The sequence below is a fragment of the Prochlorococcus marinus XMU1412 genome (assembly GCF_017696315.1).
GTDB classification, from domain to species: Bacteria; Cyanobacteriota; Cyanobacteriia; order PCC-6307; family Cyanobiaceae; genus Prochlorococcus_A; species Prochlorococcus_A marinus_AF.
The window spans coordinates 62930-79026 of record NZ_JAAORJ010000004.1 but is presented as its reverse complement, the minus strand read 5'-3'; the positions used below and the strand labels follow the sequence as shown (position 1 = coordinate 79026).

Here is a 16097-nt window from a genome sequence, read left to right as displayed (position 1 = left end):
AGGCGCAACATTACTTTCAATATCAGGTAATTATTAAACCTTCACCGGAAGGAATCCAGGAAAAATATTTGACCTCTCTAGAATCTCTTGGAATTAATCCTAGAAATCATGACATAAGATTTGTGGAAGATAATTGGGAGTCTCCAACACTTGGAGCTTGGGGTGTTGGCTGGGAAGTTTGGTTGGACGGAATGGAAGTTACTCAATTTACTTATTTTCAGCAATGTGGGGGGATAGATTGTAATCCAATCCCAATTGAAATTACTTATGGGCTAGAGAGGATTGCAATGTTTTTGCAGGATAAGGAAAGTATATGGGACTTAAATTGGAACAAAGATTTGAAATATAGTGATATTTGGCTTCAATTTGAAAAAAGTCAATGTTCTTATAATTTTACTGAATCTAGTGCTGACAATCTCAGAAAATTATTTGAAATTTACCAAGATGAGGCAATTTCTTTAATAGAAAAGAAATTAACTTACCCTGCACTTGATTTTGTTCTGAAATGTAGTCATACTTTTAATCTTCTTGATGCCAGAGGAGTTATTTCAGTTACTGATCGTGCTCAATACATTGAAAAGATTCGAAAATTAGCAAGAGAAGTTGCATCATCTTGGATGGAAGAGAGAAATACTTTAAATTTTCCCTTATTAAAAAAAAATTAAAACTTTTGGGATGAGTAATAAAAATAAAAACTTTGTAAAATTTGTTACTCGTAAGTGAATCTTAAGGTCCTACCCAAAAAGGTTACCTTGGATACAATTTAGGTACCCATTTCTATGGGTAATTTTAGTGTGAGGTAAAATGAAACTCTTCCAACAAATGTTGGTCGCAGGAGCATCTTTGAGCTTATTAGCTCCAATTGCTGCTCAAGCTTCCGATGTTGTCAACTTAGAAGAAATGAAAAGCTACTCGCGTAGCACAATAAAAAAATCTTCAAGACTTGACAGTAAAACATTCATTAACGAAGTTAGTGAAGACATTGCAAAACTCAAAGGTCGTGTTGATGGCCTTGAAGTTAAACAAGCAGAATTTGAAGCTGGTGGGTTCTCAGATACAACAACAATGGATGGCAAGGTAATCTTTGACATTGGTGCTGTTGATTATTCTTTGAGTTCTGAAACCAAAACTGAAGCAACTAACTTTGGGTATTCTTATACTGCAAATTTAAATACTAGTTTTACAGGCGACGATAATCTTTACATTAGAATCAAAACTGGTAACCATGGCAGCTGGATGGCTGACAAAACTTACGGTGGTTATCTAGGTTCTTTAGGTAAAAATGCCGGAGCTTTAGGAGTTGATAAGATTTGGTACGAATTCCCTGTTGGTGATAACAATACTGTATGGATAGGTCCAAAGATTGAAAACTATTACATGCATGGTACTGCCCCTTCAATTTACAAGCCAATAACTAAACAATTTAGTCTTGGGGGTAATGGTGAAGCTTATGGCGCAAGTACAGACACTGGTGCTGGATGGGCTTATAAAGCAGATAATGGATTTGCTCTTAGTTCAAATATAGGAACAAAATCTAAAACTACTTCTTCTGGAACGGATACAGGTCTTTTGACAGATGATACAAAAACCAGTTGGGCAACTCAGATTGGTATAACAAAACCTCAGTGGTCAGCTTCTGTGCTCGTAAACCAGAAATATAATGGTTGGAGCGATACGTACTACCATTCATTACAACATGGTCCAAGTTCATCGACAGGTAATTTCTCCTCTGTAGGTCTAAGAGGTTGGTGGCGTCCACTTGAAACAGGCTCAGCCACTCCTTCTATATCTTTGGGATATGACTCAACAGTATATGATGGAGCCCCAGCTGCGTCAGATTCTTCTGATGCTTGGTTCGCAGGACTAACTTGGCAGGATATTTTTCAACCTGACGACAGAATTGGGATAGCTTTTGGCCAACCTACAACTAATGAGGATGAGACTACTGACCCATTTGCCTATGAATTGTATTATTCTTATATGCTCAATGATTCTGTAAGTGTTACTCCTACCATTTTTGGAGGAACTGATAGAAACGGTACTGCAGGAGGTGACGTTTTTGGAGGGATTGTTCAAACTACATTTAAATTCTAAATATAGTGAACAAATAAAAAACACCCGTAAGGGTGTTTTTTTTTGCACTTTTTTATATTTTAAAAACTTTATGTTTTTACCAACAATTTTCTCCTTCTCCAATAGGAACACAAGTACTTGATTTTGCAGCTTCATCTGCTATTTTTTGAGCTTCCGCATCTAATTTGAAATCTGCATCTAAAGCCATATCAGTATTCCATTCCTTTAGTCCACCTAAATCATTTTCACCTGATTTAACTGAATTACTATCCGCCGTTGAAATAGCTAATGCGCTTGTGGCTGCGATAAAAATTGCAATTGAACTTCTTTTTGGCATTCGATAAATATGTTTTCTAATATATTAATCAATTTCAAATTTATATTCTTTTTGTTGTATAAAATGATTCTTTTTAATCTCCCATAGCTCTTAAAAGATTTGAATAAGATTTGAAAATAAGATCTAGTTCATCAGATCTGCCATTCTTTGCTAGTAAACTTCTTGCACCTGCGTCTAGATCAAATAAATATTCTCTTTTTTCAGTAGATTTAACATAACTTTCTATCCAACCCACGCATACTATCCTTTCACCATTATTTACTTCGCTTACTGAATGTAAGTAAGAACTTGGATATAAAATTATCTCTCCAGCATTTAATTTGAATTTCTCTTCTGAATTCATTGTTTCAATAATTAATTCCCCACCTTCATAAAAATCTTTATTTGTTAATGAGAGAGTAAATGACAAATCTGATCTACCAGAAGACATGTATGGGTTGTCAATATGTCTCCCATAATGCATATTTTTTGATGATTTTGTAAACATTATTCCATGTATTCTTTTTGGTAAAGAAAAACTTTTTATTAATTGGTTGGAAAGGATCTTTTTATTAACAAATTGTGAGTACTTTTTTGATAATTCAGAATTTCTATTTAATTGCAAATTATTTTTTACGATTGAGGCGTGACTGCCAGCAGTTTTCCCTCCATCTTCCCAATTTTGAGTTTCATCCTCTAAATCTTTTTTTAATAGGTTGATTTCTTCAGCATTTAATAACTGTTGAGTTAAATAATTCATATGCACTATAAAAAATGATACATCTTGGTGTATAGAAGATCTCTTTTAGAGTTTTAACAGTTTTGATAGTTATAAAGTAACCATAGATACTAATTTCAAAAAGTGCAAAAACTCAAAAAATTATTTTATACAGCACTAACATGTACATTTTTGCTAAACGTTAATATACCCGCTAATTCCACAGAAAAAGAAGTTAAGGTTTATTCAGGTAGACATTACAACACTGATAGGAGCGTCTATAAAAAATTTGCAGAAGAAACAGGGATTAAAGTAAGGCTTATAGAGGCAGCAGGAATTTCTTTAATCGAAAGATTGAAACGAGAAGGGGAGAATTCTCAAGCAGATTTAATCTTGCTAGTAGATGCCGCAAGAATTACTAATGCAGCCAAAGCTGGATTACTGCAACCAATAAAATCTTCTAATTTAGAAAATGATGTTCCTGTTGGATTAAAAGATCCTAATAAGGAATGGTATGCATTAACAAGAAGAGTAAGAGTCATGATAGCCAATCCAAAAGTAGTAGATGTTAGCAAGATTAATGATTACACTGATTTGGCTGATCCTTCTTTAAAAGGGAAAGTATGTTTAAGAAATAGAAAAAGTCCATATAATCAATCTTTAGTTGCCAATCAAATAATTAACAAAGGTGAATCAGAGACTAGAGCTTGGTTAAGCGGAATGATTTCAAACGTTTCAAAACCCTTTTTCCCAGGGGATATTTCAATAATTAGAGCAGTCTCTAAGAAAAAATGTGGAGTAGGAATTGTTAATCATTATTATGTCGCGAGAATGTTAGCTGGCGTCAATGGGAGGAGAGATGCTTTGTATGCAAAAAAAACAAAGGTCCTTACACCTAATCCTGCTCACGTAAATATTAGTGCCGGTGGTGTTGCAAAATATGCAACAAATAAAAATGAAGCTATTCAGTTGCTTGAATTCTTAGCATCTCCGGAAGGAAGTAAAGGTTTAGCTGCACCAACTTTTGAACATCCATTGAAGGAAGTTAATCAGAATGAAATAGTAAAGAATTTTGGAGAATTTATACCTGATAGTGTCACTGTAGAAGACCTTGGAGAAAAAAATTCTCTAGCTATTAAATTGATGAAAGAAGCAGGGTGGAACTAAAAATTAAGATAATTATATAGTTCATAATTTCCTGTTAATTATGTGCATACTTATAAACAGGCGGAGAGGTGGCTGAGTGGTCGAAAGCGAACGACTCGAAATCGTTTAATAGGAAACTATTCGTGGGTTCGAATCCCACCCTCTCCGTTAATAATTTATAGTTTCTGGAATTCCTAAAAATAAGAGGGCATTTATTTGCCCTCTTCGAGTCATAATATGCACCTCTCTGTCCAGAAAGTCGATGAAGTGCTTTTAACTCCTAAATTATTTATATTCCTAATATATAGAGAAAGATAGTTGTGACTACAACAAAGCACTAATACTCGGGTATTAATACTCTATTAATTTCAATTGAATAGCAGGATAATTAAATAGTAGAGATAAAGGAGGTTTTATGAGACTCACCACTCCATTCACTGCCTTGAAAAATGCAACTTCAGATATTTGGAGAATGCATGATTTTAATTATCAACTACCAAAAGATCCAAGAAAAGATTATTGGGAAAAAGAATGCATAGAGCACCCAACAAGTTCTCATTGCAAAGTTTACTAAAGGTAATATAAATTCAAGACATTAAAAAGATCCTAATGCGGGTCTTTTCTTCTAAGTAAGTAGATATTCTTTTAGTATAAAAATAAAGAAAATATGGCTATTAATAATTCAATATCTAAATATGATTGGCAGTATCTTGCAACAGGATTTTTTCTAATTTTAGTTTTTATTTTTACAGATTTAATTGACGTTATTGATAAAGAATATTTTTACTTTGTACCAAGATTAATTAGTGATCAACCCCATAGGATTTTCACATCAATTCTAATCCACGCAGATTTAAATCATTTATTAAGTAATCTTGGAGGAATAATAATCACTAGATATTTTTTGATGAGACTTGGAATCGAAAGCAGATTTTTTTATTTGAAATTTATTTTTATTTGTTCTTTTATTAATTTCTTTATTATTTGGGTTTACGAAAAGATCTTATCCTATTTTAATATCTATCCTAATTATGCCGCTTTAGGATTTAGTGGAATAATTTATGCTTTATTTGGATTCTTACTATTAACTTCTTTTTATGGAAAGAAATATTTTTTTGGTAAAGAAATCGGTTTTAAGCCCAATTATGAAGTTCAAAAAATGTCAAAGACAATATGTCTCATAGGTTTGATTTTCTCTTTTTTGCCAGGGGTAAGTTTATTAGGTCATTTAAGTGGATTTATTTCAGGGTGTTTTTTATTCTTAATTTAATTTAGATTAATTATTACTTGATCAAATTAATATTGTTATTTTTCTGTACCCCAATTTCTTCTACTCTTTTTTTTTAATAAATCAATTTTGATATCAAAAGTAACTAATATGTCAATACTTATAAGCACTAATCCAATAGCAATTTGGTGTGAAGGTAATACCATATAAGTCTTATTTTCAACCACCCTATCGAAGCTTTCCCATTAACGATGAAAGATTGATTAATATTAACTCTGAATAACGTATCAACTTAAAAAATGGCAAAAGTAGAAAATGATCTTGATATATATTACGCAGTTGGTAATGCAAATACTCAAAGACAAGAAAACGAACTTGCAGCAATTATGAAAAAACGTAATTCTGCAGGATGGAAGTTGATCTCAACAAGTACTGCAATAGTAGATACTAAAAACCAGTTTTCAAATCTTTATCTATTTTGGGAAAAGAATTAGTAATTAATATTGTAGAAATTTGATAACTTTTGCCATTAGTTTGTATTAATCATAAACTCAGCACAAACTAATTTCTGATAAGTAAAAATCCTTCTCTCTAAATTAGGGTGTTTTTTTACAACAAATTCACTGAAATAAACAATTGGCACATGTGACAGTTAATTAACATCCCATTCGCCCCTTCCACGGAAAAGAAATAAATTACATAATTTATAGTTGTGTGAAGGAGTGGTTTACTAAACAGTGGAAACAAGGAAACACTTGATTTAGTTAACCCATAGAAAAACCTCTAGAAATAGGGGTTTTTTTATGTAAACTTACGACTTTTTTTTGACTTTCCTATATCGTCCAATATCTGCAAGTGTTCGGTTTTGGCTGATCTGTTGGAGGATATGCCATTTGTCACTTGAAAATATGTCCCACGTAGTTCCATTTTTTGCCCATTTTGAGGGTGATGTAATTTTCACCTGTAAGTTTATTAAAAATAGTTCTAATTAAGAAATATACAACTAATTATAGAATTCTTAGATTTATATAAAGAACAAATAAAAAGAAGTTTTATTTTTACTTTTTATTTTCACGGATGTTACCTTTAAAAGGGGTTTTTTGAAATCACATTTTTTTAATGATCATTTGCAATAGTTGATTTTTCTATGAATAGAAAAAATATAAATTATAAACCTTTAATTTTTAAAATATTTTTTTTCTATTTGATGGTTTATTTTATAGCTCTAATTTTTAAATATATCTATGATATTGAAGCCCAACTTAATAATATTCAATACAAATATTTGATGGCTCTGAATATTATTTCTATATTCTTAGGTCTTCCTTTTTCAATTGTTTTTGACTTTATTTTAATAAAAATTTTTGGGTTATATTATGTTTTTCTTTTTTCTCCCGCTCTAACAATTTTAAGTGTATTCCAAGTTTTTATTTTGAGAAAAATAAAATTAAAAGTTTCAGGGAATATATTGTTTTTGAAAAAACCAGAAAAAAATAAATTTTATAAATTTTTTAAAAATGTTAACTTTAGATCTTTTTACATTTTAATCATAAGATCTTTCCCAATAATACCTCATGTTTTAGGAAGTTATATTATTGCCTCTACAAAAATCAAATACAAAGTAATCCTATTAAATACATTTTTAGGCTCAATTTTTTATTATCTGTTTCTCTTATTTATAATCGGGAATGTTTAGTAAAAATTTTTTGTATTTCTTTATTTACAGTAGTTTTCAACTATAGTTTTATCCTCCCCCTTTTTTTTGCAGATAAATTTAAATCTAAAAAATCTATTTTAAATATTAGTTTTATCTCTTAGATAATTATTTTCTTAGGAAACTTCAGATTGATTTATGTAGTTTTTTTAGGGTATTATTAAAAATTCACCCAAGAAATCTAAGAAGTTTTTATATGAGGTTGATTATTTATATATTTTTAATTAGTCAATTGCTAAATTTTATAGGAGTCTTTGCAGAAAAAGTAAATAAAAATATCACTAGATTTAATAAGGTTAATTGGGAAAAGGTAGAGGAAAATAAATCCAATCCATTGAAAAAGATTATCTGGAAATACTACGAAAGTGATGAAAATTATTTTGAAAAAAAAAATAAACAAAGCTCAACAACTGATAAGAAAAATTCTCATAGTGAAAAAAGAAACTTTAAATCATCAAAAATATCAGTTTTTTCTATTACTGAAATTGAACCCTTTTTACCACTCAATAATTTCCTTGAATATGACACTATTCAAGCCTCAGTTAGGTGGAAATCATCTTTTGACGGAGGTGTAGGGGGTGGGACTGGTCAGCAAAATCCTTCATTTGTTTTTGATTACGGAATTTCAGATTCTTCTCTTATTTCTATCTATATAACAGGAGCCGATGATGACTTATATAACTTAGTAGACGGACAGAAAATTAACTATTATTGGCAAAGTTATGCACTTTCTCTTAAGAAAAAATTAATAGATGAGGAAGATTTTGATTTTGGGTTGTCATTAGTATCTACTCTTGAATATTGGAGGCATGCTAGTGGATCTGAAACCGCAAAAAGCATATATAATCAAAAAGATAGTACTCTTGGTAAAGACAAATTTGAAAATTTAGTTGGGGCTTTATCTTTTCCTATATCAAAAAATTTAAATGAAAACATCAGTGCTTTAATTGTCCCGGGGATCACATTTTTGCCTGAGAAATTAGGTCCTAAAGGAATTGGTAAAAACTCGTATGGTAATAATTTCTATATAGGAAGTGGCCTTGTTTTTGATATTGCAGAAGATTTTAATCTTCTTCTCTCATATACAACCCCTCTGGGTCCGGGTAATAATTATTTTGACAGTAATTTAAATTATTCTAGAAAGCCTATATATAGTTTTGGTTTGGGATGGAATGTTAATCCTAAAATTGGAATTGAAGGTAAAATAACCAACTCATATGGGGCTTCTCCTTCTACTGGAATACTTACTATTCCATCAGATGACCTTCCGCTGTATTCTGCCACTTTAACTTACAGACCCTATGGAGAGGATACATACCTTAATACTCTCAATGAAAGAGATAAATTGATTAGTAAAGGCGGAATTACTGTAAATAATGCCTTACTACCAAAAGCTGGAAATTCACAAATTAATATTAGCTCTGATAGTAGAGGAAATTTGTTTGGTTCTTATTATTATTCTTTATCAAATTTATTCCAACTAGAACTTCTAAATATTGGTAGGTTTAATAATTTAAACTTTAAAGGAAGTAAAAAGTCACATTTATATTCAAACTATTTAGATGAAAATAATTTTAATTTTAGGTTAGGCGGGAAGCTTCTAATATTTAGTCCTCAAAAAAACGACCTCTATTGGCTTGCATCAAGATTATCCGTTGGTAGAAATGATGATACCAATCAAGGGTATTTATTCACAGAATTTATGAATACTTTTAGATTAAACAATTGGTTAGCATTTAATGTTAGTCCCAAATACTTTTTTAGTGGTGTCGAAAGTTTTGGTGGGATCGGTTTCTCAAGTTATATAAATTTATCAGATAATTTGATGCTTATCCCAGAAATAAATACTTCAATTAAAAACGATTCAGAATTAAACTCTACTCTTGCTGTAAGATATTCTTTTTCATCTGAAAAGTCATTAGATTTGTATTATTCAAATGCTGCCGGAGTTCAAGATATTGGACATCTTCTGAAAGATAATGAAAATAGATTTGGAATTAAGTTGAATTTTTTATATTAATAAAAAACTTTTAGTTTTCCCAAAAGGGGTCTGTAGTTAAAGAAACCCTTAATGTACATTCTTTATTGTTTTTAATTTCACTGATACAAGCCCTTACTGTTTCACCATTAACGTCTATTTCACAGGCTCCACAACTTCCTGTAAGACATCCAGTCGGTATTTTTAAACCTGCTTTTTCAGCAGAAGAGAACCAATCATCTCCCTCTGAAACAAATGTTTCATTATTATTTGACCATAAAATTTTGATGTTTCTTTCTTTCAACTTAAAAATGATTTGAGATTTAAATGTTTATCGAATTCATTCGCAAGATTTTCTATAATTGAATCTCTTTTCTTTTTATAAGATATTGATTTTTGATTTAATTTTGGTAAATTTTTGCTCTTCCTTATTAAATTAATATATTGATCTCTCCAGTTGTCATTTTCAAAGATCCCGTGAATGTATGTGCCTGCTATTATCCCGCCATCATTACTTTCTTTATACCAACCAAGATCTAAATCTTTAAAAATAGGGTTTATCTTCAATGAGCCTTGCATGTTGTCCAATTCAGTTTGACCATTATGAATTTCAAATCCATTAATTTTTGATTGGCATGGCCATAAAGATTCAGAGTTTATTTGACGTGTTAATTTCTTTTTAAAGAAAATCGTTTTTAATGGTAGTAACCCTACCCCTTTGATTTTTTGTTCAGAATAATTTTTAGAACCCTCTCTAAAAAAAGGATCTTCAAGAGTTGTGCCTAACATTTGTAATCCTCCACAAATCCCAATAATATTTCCCTTATTATTTGAATATTCTCTTATATCTTGAGATAAACCTGAATTTTCAAGAAATATTTGATCTTTAATAGTTTGTTTACTGCCCGGCAGAATAATAAAGTCATACTTACTTAGGTTTTGTGATTTTCTAATCCATTCAATTAATATTGTTTCTTCATTTTCTAGTGGATCAAAATCCGAGAAGTTACTAATAGATGGTAATTTTATAATTCCAACTTTGATTTCAGGATTTTTAGAAAGTGATTTTTTTTCTATTAAATCTAAAGAATCCTCTGGAGGAAATGAATCATTTAACCATGGAATGATTCCAATAACAGGGATTTGAGTCTTATTCTCTATCCATTTTTTCCCATCTTCAAATAATGAAAGGTCTCCTCTGAATCTATTTATAATAATTCCCTGAATAAGCTTCTTTTCTTCAGGCTTCATTAATTCAAGAGTCCCAATTATTTGTGCAAATACACCTCCCCTTTCAATATCAGTAACCAAAATGCAATTTGCATTTAAATATTTAGCAACTCTTAAATTAGTCAGATCTCTATGAATCAAATTCATCTCTACCGGACTCCCAGCCCCTTCGATAATTAAACGGCAATTCGGATTCCGTTCGTAAATAGACTTTAAACTTTTTTGAATTATTTCCCAGCCTGGAATAAACCAATCTTTATAGTAATTTTGTGCGGTTGTGGTCCCTATGCTTTTGCCAAGGTGAATCACCTCGCTTATTGAGTTTCCTTGTGGTTTTAATAAAATGGGATTCATATCTGCAGAGGGATTAATACCACAAGCAAAAGCTTGAAGTGCTTGTGAATATGCCATCTCTCCACCTTCCCAATCAACCCAAGCGTTGTTACTCATATTTTGTCCTTTAAAAGGTATTGGTTCTTCTCCTAAATTTTTAAGAATCCTGCAAATTGCAGTAACCGTTAAAGATTTCCCTGCTCCACTGGAAGTGCCTAGGACCATTATTGGTTTCTTTATTTCATGTAATTTTGTTTCTAACTCCATTAGTAATTTATATTAGTTTTAAAATTTATTAATCATTAAATTGAATTATAATTTGGAAAAAAATTTGTGTTAATTCTAGCCTCTGCCTCTCAATCTAGAAAGAAATTACTAGAAAATTGTCAAATCGAATTTATCCAAATATCAAGTAACTTTGATGAAACTACTATTCAAGAAAAGAATATATTTAATTTAGCTTTGGAATTATCTTTTCAAAAGGCTAATAGTTTATCTGAAAATATTCAAAACATATCATTGCCCGAAGAATTTAAATATGGGCCTTTGAAAATACTTGGGTGCGATTCAATTTTTGAATTTAAAGGAGAAGCTTATGGAAAACCATCTAATAAAGAGGAGGCATTTTTTAGATGGAAGAAAATGTCTGGAGAATTTGGATTTTTACATACTGGTCATACTCTAATAATTGGGAATTTTGATTCAACTTCTAAAAATTTTAAAATCACTGAAATAATAAAAAAAATAGTAAGTTCAAGAGTTTATTTTTCTAATTTGGAAGATTGGGAAATCAAGAGTTATGTAGATACAAATGAACCTTTATATTGCGCAGGAGGATTTGCCTTGGAAGGTATAGGCAGTAAATATATAGAAAAAATAGAGGGTTGTTTCAGTAATGTAATGGGTTTAAGTTTGCCATGGCTCAGGGAAAATTTATATAGATAATAAAATTGAGCAAAAAAAAACCCTATCTATAGATAGGGCTTTTTTTGATGAGATAGAAATTAATCTAAATCAGGCATTTCTAGAGCCGGTTCACTCTTTCTGTCGATTCCTTTTTCGAAACCAGCAGCGGCTGCTCTAGCACGTCCAGCATGCCAAAGGTGACCAATGAATGTAAACCATCCTAGGAAGAATTGGGCTGCAGCTAACCATTGTCTTAAGTTAACGAAGTTAACAGCATTAGGCTCTGTAATGATTCCACCAACAGAGTTGATAGAAGCATTTGGAGCATGAGTCATGTATTCAGCAGCTCTTCTTACCTGCCAAGGCTGAATATCGTTTTGGATTTTCTCAAGGCTCAATCCATTAGGTCCTCTTAAAGGCTCTAACCATGGGCCTCTGAAATCCCAAAATCTCATTGTTTCACCACCAAATATAATTTCACCAGTAGGAGATCTCATGAGATACTTACCTAGACCAGTTGGTCCCATAGTTGAACCTACGTTAGCTCCAATTCTTTGATCTCTCACGAGGAAAGTAAAGCTTTGAGCCTGTGAAGCTTCAGCATTTGTTGGGCCATAAAACTCTGAAGGATAAGCAGTGTTGTTAAACCAAATGAAAGTTGAAGCAATAAAACTTGCAACACAAATTCCACCAAGTGCGTAACTTAATAATCCTTCACCATTCCAGATAAATGCTCTTCTAGCCCATCCAAAAGGTTTGGTAAAGATATGGAATATTCCTCCAATAATTGCAGTAATACCCACATAAACATGTCCACCAACAATATCTTCTATGGAGTTAACACCGATTATTGAACCAGCTCCACCCCATGGAGATCTGAATAGATAACCAAGGATAACTCTTGGGTCTAAGGTTGGATTTACAAGTCTGACTTCACCACCACCCGGTGCCCATGTGTCATATGCACCGCCAATAAAACACCAGTTTACTGACCATGCTAGTGCACCTACACCTAGAACAATCAAATGATATCCAAGGATATTAGTCATTTGATTTTTATCTCTCCAGTCTGTGGAGAAAAATGGAAAATCTTCTTCAAGTTTTTCTGGGCCTGCTAATGAATGGTAAATACCTCCAAAACCAAGAACAGCGGAAGCTATCAAGTGAACCACGCCTGCTTGGAAGAAAGGCATGATATCAGTAACTTCACCACCTGGGCCTATGCCGTAGCCAAACATTGCGACGTGTGGCATACAGATTAGACCTTGCTCCCACATTGGTTTATCAAAAGTAAAATGATTAACCTCAAAGAGCATCATTGCACCTGCCCAAAAGACTATTAGTCCAGAGTGAGCAATGTGAGCTCCTAATAAACGTCCAGATAAATTGATTAATCTAGCGTTACCTACATACCAGGCATAACCAGTTTCCTCAATACTTTGGTTTGGAGCTCTTAATAAGTTATTAAAGGGCGTTTCCACGTGGAAGAACCTCCTCAGGGAATACAAAGTTTTCGTGTGGTTGATCCACAGAAGACATCCATGCTCGCATACCTTCGTTCAAAAGTATATTTTTTGTATAGAAAGTTTCAAATTCTGGATCTTCTGCTGCACGGATTTCTTGACTTACAAAATCGTAAGCTCTTAAGTTTAGTGCTAAGCCAACAATACCAATTGAAGATGTCCACATACCCATGACAGGTACAAACAACATCAAGAAATGTAAGAAACGCTTGTTTGAGAAAGCAATACCAAAGATTTGACTCCAGAATCTATTAGCTGTAATCATTGAATAAGTTTCTTCTTCTTGAGTTGGGTCAAAAGCTCTAAATGTTGAACTTTGAACCTTACCATCTGTATAAATACTTGTATCTTCATACAAAGTATTTTGTACTGTAGCTCCGTGGATAGCACAAAGTAGAGCACCACCAAGAATTCCAGCAACTCCCATCATGTGAAATGGGTTTAAAGTAATATTGTGAAAACCTTGAATGAACAGAATATAACGGAAGATTGCTGCAACACCAAATGAAGGTGCGAAGAACCAACTATGCTGTCCTAAAGGATAGATAAGGAAAATACTTGTGAAAACTGCAATTACTGCTGAGAAAGCTAATGCGTTGTATGGTCTAATTCCAACAAGGCCAGCAATTTCAAACTGACGAAGCATAAAACCAATAAGGCCAAATACTCCATGTAATGCAACGAAGTTCCAAAGACCACCAAGTTGTAGCCATCTTACGAAACTACCTTGGGCTTCAGGACCCCATAAAAATAGAAGACTGTGTCCCATGGCATCACCAGGGGTACTTACAGCTGCTGTTAAAAAGTTACAACCTTCGAGGTATGAGCTTGCAACTCCGTGTGTGTACCAAGAGGTAACAAATGTTGTTCCGACAAACCAACCACCTATAGCAAGATATGCACAAGGAAGTAGAAGTAGTCCGGACCAACCAATAAATACAAAGCGGTCACGCTTCAACCAATCATCGAGGACATCAAACCATCCTCTTTGTGGGGCGCTACCAACTGCGATCGTCATGAGAAATCGTTTTTAGCTTCGGGATACGCAGTGACTGTAACAAAGATTGAGAGTAATGTGGGGAAATATTTGTATATCTGAAATGCCTTGTAAAGCTTTCCTGACTTTTTTATTAAAAATTAGGTAAGAATACTCCCTTAGTTTGTTAAATTATCTGAATTAGGCTCTAAAAAAAGATAAAAATGAATTCAGACCTCACGTCTTTCGATAAAATCGAACAAAAAATCGGTGGATCAAGAAAAATTTCAAATTATATTATTGGAGGAATGCTAACTATAGGAGGTATTGGTTTTCTTTTGGCCTCTATATCTAGCTACACAGGAAGGGATTTATTACCTTTAGGAAATCCTTCAACTTTATTGTTTATCCCTCAAGGAATAATAATGGGAGCATACGGAGTAATAGCTAATTTATTAAATTTTTACTTATGGTATTTGGTTTACATAAACTTTGGCTCAGGAAGTAATTATTTTGATAAATCCTCAAAATCTGTAGAAATAAAAAGAAAAGGATTATTTAAAGATGTTGAAGTTAAATTAAATTTCGATGAAATTAAATCTGTTAAGTTGGATATAAGTGAGGGATTTAATCCTAGAAGAAGAATTGCCTTAGTATTAAAAGGCAGAAAAAAACCTCTCCCTTTAAGCGGAGCAGGCGAACTTAAACCACTACTTCAAGTTGAAGAAGAAGGCGCGCGTCTAGCTAAATTTTTAAATGTTAATTTGGAGGGCCTAAAATAAAAAAAAAATATTTTTTAAAAACATTATTTTTTATACAGGTGTTGTTTTTGTTTCAAGCTTGTAGTTATAAAAATGAGATTGATTCAAATTATTACTGCCAAAAACTTAAATTCAATTGTTCACAAAGTAATAAAATAGTTAACTTTAAAACTACAAAAGGTGATTTTGAGGTTAAATTATTTGGTAAAGATAACCCATTAACAGTATCAAACTTTCTGGAAAACATAGACAATAATATTTATGTAAATCAAAAATTTTATAAAATAATAGATTATCCCCAAATAAGGTTTATACATGGTGGTGTTAATCCGGAAAATAAATTTTATATTCAACGAAAACAAAACCTGAATAAGACAAGTCCATCAATACCTTTAGAAATAAAGTTCAAAGAAGAAATAAAACCAAGATATAACTATCAAATAAAAAATCCTAATGAAACTGAAAATTTAGTTAATACTTTTGAGAGTGGATCAATCGCTATGGTTAAGAGAGGTAAGAATAAGTCTTCATCTACTGAATTTTTTTTTGTAACTAGTAAGATCCCAGAATTAGATGGAAGATATTCTATTTTTGGAAAGATTATTAAAGGATTAGACGTACTCGAAAAAATCAATAAAGAAGACTATATCAAAGCAGTACAGATATCTAATTAAATTTCTAGAGAATATTTATTTATTTTCAACATCTCTGTATTAACTCCTGAAGAGCGTTTAAGAGCTACCTTTCCAGTCCTCGCAATTTCAAGGATACCGTATGGCTCGAGTAATTTCTCTAGAGCAACCAACTTCCCAGGATCTCCAACTACCTCGAGAGTTAAGGCCATATCTGATACATCAACAACTTTTGCACGGAATATCTGTACTATATCAAGGATATTACTCCTAGTATCTTCTTTCGATGAAACTTTTAGTAACATCAATTCCCTCTCAACAGCTGCGAGATTAGTAAAATCTACAACTCCCAGAACATTAAATAACTTATTAAGTTGCTTAGTCATTTGTTGAAGAGTTTCATCATCACCCTCTACTACCATTGTTAACCTTGATATCCCTTTAGCTTCTGCAGGTCCTACTGCAAGGCTATCTATGTTGAATCCCCTTCTAGCAAAGAGACCAGAGATTCTACTCAAGGCTCCAGATTCATCTTCTACAAGAACTGATAATGTATGTTTCAT

Annotated in this window: 18 protein-coding genes and 1 tRNA gene; 11 read left to right on the top strand and 8 right to left on the bottom strand. The window is 32.2% G+C overall.

Annotation, left to right across the window (positions count from 1 at the left end):
* Positions 1 to 665 (top strand): glycine--tRNA ligase subunit alpha (locus HA152_RS06900; protein WP_209134901.1); only part of this gene is annotated, 665 nt, incomplete at its 5' end.
* 139 nt (positions 666 to 804) lie between these two features.
* Positions 805 to 2094, top strand: coding sequence for a carbohydrate porin (locus HA152_RS06895; RefSeq protein ID WP_209134897.1), 1290 nt, complete (start codon positions 805 to 807; stop codon positions 2092 to 2094).
* Positions 2095 to 2170: 76 nt separating this feature from the next.
* Here the strand turns inward: HA152_RS06895 and HA152_RS06890 are convergent, their stop codons facing one another.
* Together HA152_RS06890 and HA152_RS06885 are read right to left on the bottom strand one after the other, a co-directional pair.
* Positions 2171 to 2410 (bottom strand): hypothetical protein, encoded by a 240-nt coding sequence (locus HA152_RS06890; RefSeq protein ID WP_209134895.1) that lies wholly within the window; start codon positions 2408 to 2410, stop codon positions 2171 to 2173.
* Between the two features lie 73 nt (positions 2411 to 2483).
* Complete coding sequence (locus tag HA152_RS06885) at positions 2484 to 3149, bottom strand: Fe2+-dependent dioxygenase (protein WP_209134892.1); 666 nt, start codon at positions 3147 to 3149, stop codon at positions 2484 to 2486.
* A gap of 102 nt (positions 3150 to 3251) precedes the next feature.
* Between HA152_RS06885 and HA152_RS06880 the strand changes: the two genes are divergently transcribed.
* From HA152_RS06880 to HA152_RS06865, 4 genes are all read left to right on the top strand, one after another.
* The gene (locus HA152_RS06880) at positions 3252 to 4274 is read left to right on the top strand and encodes an extracellular solute-binding protein (RefSeq protein WP_209134890.1); all 1023 of its coding nucleotides are present in this window, start codon (positions 3252 to 3254) and stop codon (positions 4272 to 4274) included.
* 62 nt (positions 4275 to 4336) lie between these two features.
* Positions 4337 to 4421 (top strand) — tRNA-Ser (locus HA152_RS06875).
* 247 nt (positions 4422 to 4668) lie between these two features.
* Complete coding sequence (locus tag HA152_RS06870; RefSeq protein WP_209134886.1) at positions 4669 to 4827, top strand: hypothetical protein; 159 nt, start codon at positions 4669 to 4671, stop codon at positions 4825 to 4827.
* A gap of 93 nt (positions 4828 to 4920) precedes the next feature.
* Positions 4921 to 5523, top strand: a complete 603-nt coding sequence (locus HA152_RS06865) for a rhomboid family intramembrane serine protease (protein ID WP_209134883.1) — start codon at positions 4921 to 4923, stop codon at positions 5521 to 5523.
* Positions 5524 to 5558: 35 nt separating this feature from the next.
* Here the strand turns inward: HA152_RS06865 and HA152_RS10075 are convergent, their stop codons facing one another.
* Positions 5559 to 5687, bottom strand: coding sequence for a hypothetical protein (locus HA152_RS10075; RefSeq protein WP_280634302.1), 129 nt, complete (start codon positions 5685 to 5687; stop codon positions 5559 to 5561).
* Between the two features lie 93 nt (positions 5688 to 5780).
* Between HA152_RS10075 and HA152_RS06860 the strand changes: the two genes are divergently transcribed.
* Both HA152_RS06860 and HA152_RS06855 read left to right on the top strand, forming a co-directional pair.
* Positions 5781 to 5975 (top strand): hypothetical protein, encoded by a 195-nt coding sequence (locus HA152_RS06860; protein ID WP_209134875.1) that lies wholly within the window; start codon positions 5781 to 5783, stop codon positions 5973 to 5975.
* A gap of 1416 nt (positions 5976 to 7391) precedes the next feature.
* Entirely contained in the window at positions 7392 to 9215 is a 1824-nt protein-coding gene (locus HA152_RS06855) for a hypothetical protein (protein ID WP_209134872.1), read from the top strand.
* A 10-nt stretch (positions 9216 to 9225) separates the two neighbouring features.
* Here HA152_RS06855 and HA152_RS06850 read toward each other — a convergent pair whose 3' ends face one another.
* Positions 9226 to 9477, bottom strand: coding sequence for a 2Fe-2S iron-sulfur cluster binding domain-containing protein (locus HA152_RS06850; RefSeq protein WP_209134870.1), 252 nt, complete (start codon positions 9475 to 9477; stop codon positions 9226 to 9228).
* Positions 9474 to 11003 (bottom strand): cobyric acid synthase, encoded by a 1530-nt coding sequence (locus HA152_RS06845; protein WP_209134863.1) that lies wholly within the window; start codon positions 11001 to 11003, stop codon positions 9474 to 9476. Before HA152_RS06845 ends, HA152_RS06850 begins: the two co-directional genes overlap by 4 nt.
* Positions 11004 to 11069: 66 nt before the next feature.
* Here HA152_RS06845 and HA152_RS06840 point away from each other — a divergent pair, with 66 nt between their 5' ends.
* On the top strand, positions 11070 to 11681 hold the full coding sequence (locus HA152_RS06840) for a nucleoside triphosphate pyrophosphatase (RefSeq protein WP_209134862.1): 612 nt from the start codon (positions 11070 to 11072) through the stop codon (positions 11679 to 11681).
* Between the two features lie 59 nt (positions 11682 to 11740).
* Here the strand turns inward: HA152_RS06840 and psbC are convergent, their stop codons facing one another.
* The gene (gene psbC, locus HA152_RS06835) at positions 11741 to 13123 is read right to left on the bottom strand and encodes a photosystem II reaction center protein CP43 (RefSeq protein WP_011818757.1); all 1383 of its coding nucleotides are present in this window, start codon (positions 13121 to 13123) and stop codon (positions 11741 to 11743) included.
* Positions 13107 to 14183 carry a photosystem II D2 protein (photosystem q(a) protein) gene (gene psbD / locus HA152_RS06830; RefSeq protein ID WP_002807316.1) on the bottom strand — a complete coding sequence of 359 codons (1077 nt, stop codon included), beginning with the start codon at positions 14181 to 14183 and terminating at the stop codon, positions 13107 to 13109. Before psbD ends, psbC begins: the two co-directional genes overlap by 17 nt.
* A 182-nt stretch (positions 14184 to 14365) precedes the next feature.
* Here psbD and HA152_RS06825 point away from each other — a divergent pair, with 182 nt between their 5' ends.
* Positions 14366 to 14923: a photosystem I assembly protein Ycf4 gene (locus HA152_RS06825; protein WP_209134861.1), complete on the top strand. Its 558-nt coding sequence runs from the start codon at positions 14366 to 14368 to the stop codon at positions 14921 to 14923.
* A 47-nt stretch (positions 14924 to 14970) separates the two neighbouring features.
* Positions 14971 to 15576, top strand: coding sequence for a peptidylprolyl isomerase (locus tag HA152_RS06820; RefSeq protein WP_209135835.1), 606 nt, complete (start codon positions 14971 to 14973; stop codon positions 15574 to 15576).
* On the opposite strand, the gene ilvN is transcribed toward HA152_RS06820, so the two are convergent.
* Positions 15573 to 16097, bottom strand: coding sequence for an acetolactate synthase small subunit (ilvN, locus tag HA152_RS06815; RefSeq protein ID WP_209134860.1), 525 nt, complete (start codon positions 16095 to 16097; stop codon positions 15573 to 15575). The genes HA152_RS06820 and ilvN overlap by 4 nt on opposite strands.